The sequence below is a fragment of the Candidatus Desulfofervidus auxilii genome, from assembly GCA_030262725.1.
Lineage (GTDB): Bacteria > Desulfobacterota > Desulfofervidia > Desulfofervidales > Desulfofervidaceae > JAJSZS01.
Genome location: JAJSZS010000071.1, coordinates 1 through 2987 on the forward strand (window position 1 = coordinate 1; position 2987 = coordinate 2987).

4 protein-coding genes are annotated in these 2987 nt (G+C 27.6%); 1 reads left to right on the forward strand and 3 read right to left on the reverse strand.

The window, feature by feature from the left end; all coding sequences use genetic code 11:
- Positions 1-278 precede the first annotated feature (278 nt).
- Positions 279-1577, forward strand: a complete 1299-nt coding sequence (locus LWW95_12035) for an ATP-binding protein (GenBank protein MDL1957756.1) — start codon at positions 279-281, stop codon at positions 1575-1577.
- 99 nt (positions 1578-1676) lie between these two features.
- On the opposite strand, the gene LWW95_12040 is transcribed toward LWW95_12035, so the two are convergent.
- The 3 genes from LWW95_12040 to LWW95_12050 all read right to left on the reverse strand — a co-directional run bounded on the left by LWW95_12040 (position 1677) and on the right by LWW95_12050 (position 2768).
- The gene (locus LWW95_12040; protein ID MDL1957757.1) at positions 1677-1871 is read right to left on the reverse strand and encodes a ribbon-helix-helix domain-containing protein; all 195 of its coding nucleotides are present in this window, start codon (positions 1869-1871) and stop codon (positions 1677-1679) included.
- A 337-nt stretch (positions 1872-2208) separates the two neighbouring features.
- Positions 2209-2409 carry a PIN domain-containing protein gene (locus tag LWW95_12045; GenBank protein ID MDL1957758.1) on the reverse strand — a complete coding sequence of 67 codons (201 nt, stop codon included), beginning with the start codon at positions 2407-2409 and terminating at the stop codon, positions 2209-2211.
- Positions 2410-2540: 131 nt separating this feature from the next.
- Complete coding sequence (locus LWW95_12050; GenBank protein ID MDL1957759.1) at positions 2541-2768, reverse strand: DUF86 domain-containing protein; 228 nt, start codon at positions 2766-2768, stop codon at positions 2541-2543.
- Between the last annotated feature and the right edge of the window lie 219 nt (positions 2769-2987).

Below are 2987 nucleotides of genomic sequence, written 5' to 3' on the forward strand. Positions count from 1 at the left end.
ATTTATATTTGCTGCAAAGACTGCACGGAAATATACACAACGGACAATGATTTTTTGAAAGCTGGGAAAAAGAAACCCAAAGTGGTTTTAATGAAGAGACAGTAAATTGATTTTTCTTAAAGGTTTTTCAGAACAGCTCGAATTCTGTCGCAATCTTCAGCAAGATTTAAAAAAATTATTCGAAACACTTATCAAATTTTTTGAGAAAAAAGATTCATAAAATCAAAAATTTTAAAAATTTCCTTGACTAAAGGAAAAAATTCTATATAATTTTCCTTATGCAAAGGAAAGAAATTTTAAAAACTATTATTAGAGAATTCCATACAAGGAAACTGCCTGCACTTATTAAAAGAAAACTTTCTTTACCTTTTAACTCTGGAAAAATTATTACGGTAATTGGTCCAAGGAGAGCTGGAAAAACCTATCTTTTATATCAACACATTTTGACTCTTATTGAAAAAGGAATAAAAAAGGAAAGAATTCTTTATCTTAACTTTGAAGATGAAAGGCTTGATCTTTTCCCACAAACTTTGGATTTTATCATTCAAGCATATAGAGAACTTTATCCAGAACTTGATTTGGAAAAATGTTATTTTTTCTTTGATGAGGTTCAGAATATTGAAGGATGGGAAAAATTTATTAGAAGAATTTATGATACAATCAGTAAAAATATTTTTATTACTGGTTCAAATTCAAAGCTTTTATCTCAGGAAATAGCCACCTCTTTAAGGGGAAGAACCATAAAGTATGAGCTTTTTCCTTTAATTTTTCAAGAATTTTTGAAATTCAAAAATTTTGACTTTAATGTAGATCTTGATTTTTACAATCCCCAAAAGAAAGCAATTCTTATCAACCTTTTTAAAGAATATTTGCTTTTTGGTGGCTTTCCAGAAATTCCTTTTCTTGAAGAGGAGTTAAAAATTAAAACCTTGCAAGAATACTTTGAAGTAATGCTTTATAAAGACATTGTGGAAAGATATAGTATCAAAAATACATTAGTTTTAAAGTATTTTCTAAAAAGGCTTGCAGAAAATGCAAGCAAATTTTTATCCATTCACAAAATTTATAATGAACTTAAGTCTCAAGGAATAAGAGTGAGCAAAGATGCACTTTATAAATATCTTGAATTTGCTGAAAATGCTTACTTTATTAAACTTATAAAAAAGCATTATAAATCTCTTGTCAAGTCTGAGCTCGCAGAAAAAAAGGTTTATCTGATTGATTCTGGCATGTTAAAAAGCATAAGACATTTAGGAGAAGAAGGGAAAGGCATTCTTCTTGAGATGGTAATTTTTAAAGAGCTTCTTCTTTTTAGCTCAGAAGTAGTCTGTTTTAAAGAAAAAAAAGAATGTGACTTTATAGTAAATCAGAAAATGGCTATCCAAGTTTGTTATAGTATAGAAGATGAAAATACTTTAAAAAGAGAAATAGAAGGACTAAGGGAAGCCTGTAAATATTTTAATTTAAAAGAAGGGTATATTATAACTTTTGACCAAAAAGAAGAGCTGGATGTAAAAGAAAATTTAAAAGTTTATATAATTCCTGCTTATGAATTTATTCTAAAATTTTTAAACTAATACCTCGTACCTCAAACAAAAAGAATCATAAAAATGGATTAACTATTTCTATACCTGCTATTTTCATTCTATTATAAAGATCTTCTCTTTTCCACTTTTCTATAATACCTCTATTTTTTTAGCTATAGCTGCAATTTTTCTATGAACTTCTTTATACTTTTCTTCTTCCCCTAAAAATCTTTCAATTTGCTCTCTAACTAAAGCTGAAACACTTTTGCCCTGCAAACCTGCTATCCTTTTAAGTTTTTTCCAGGTTTCTTCTGATATCCCTACTGTTAATATCTTTGTAGCCATGCTTAACTCTCCTTACTTAATTTTTAATAAATTTTTAATAATTTATTAAAATATTAAAATATAATTTTTTATTGTCAAATATTTCCTTAATGAATAAAAGTTTTTCAGACAGCTTAAATTTTATTATAGCCTCCAAAAAGATTTAAAAAAATTATTTGAAGCACTTATTAAAATTTTTTGAGAAAAAATGAGCGTTTTTAATTAAGAAATTCTTTTTAAATATTCATCAAAATCAGAGTCAAAACTAAGTATCCATTCTATTCCATATTCTTTAGCTCCAACCACCAAAAGAGCATCATTAAAATTAAGTTCTCCCCCAGAATTAAGACAAATTTCTTTAATTTCTGAAAACTTTTCTTCTTTCTCTTATCCTTCTGCCTAAGACCGAAAGCGTTTCTGCATAAACCACATCCGTAAAAATTAATTCCAATTCAGTAAGTCTCTTTTTAAGTTTTTCAGCCCTTTGATGTAAACTATCCCGTACATCAAGGAAAGCTACCAAAAATGAAGTATCTACCAAAACAAATTTATCATTCATAGATAGCCTCAGAATCCTTAAGAGCATCCGTGCTTCCCTTATCCAAAAACTTGCTTATTCCTCCTACCACCTCTTTCGGTTATCGGAAAATTACTGTTATCATCAGACAAATAGGAGAATTTACAAAGATCTCATCCTAAATCTTCTATCATTCTTCTAACAACCTTCAGCATTAAAGGTAAATGCTTTTTACATACAGTGAAAACAACCTCTTCGTCTATATCAAAATAGTGATGAGCAATAACATCTCTCATTTTCTTTGCTTTCTCCCATTCAACTTGAGGATACCTCAATAAAAGTTTTCCTTCTGTTATTTTATCTATTTGTTTTAAAGCTTCTCCTATAGCTATTAACTGCATACATATGGAGTCCAGTTTTTCCAAACCTTTTTCATCTTTTACAAAATCATCTGGTTCATTAATTATAGAAAACCTTTTTAAAATAATATTTAATCGAATTTTCTATTTGTCTTAATATTTCTAAAACAAGTTCTTTATCATACATAAATTACTTCTTTTTCAATTCTTTTTTTTAAAATTTTATTTATATTTTTTCTCAATCTAATCAAATCAATTTTA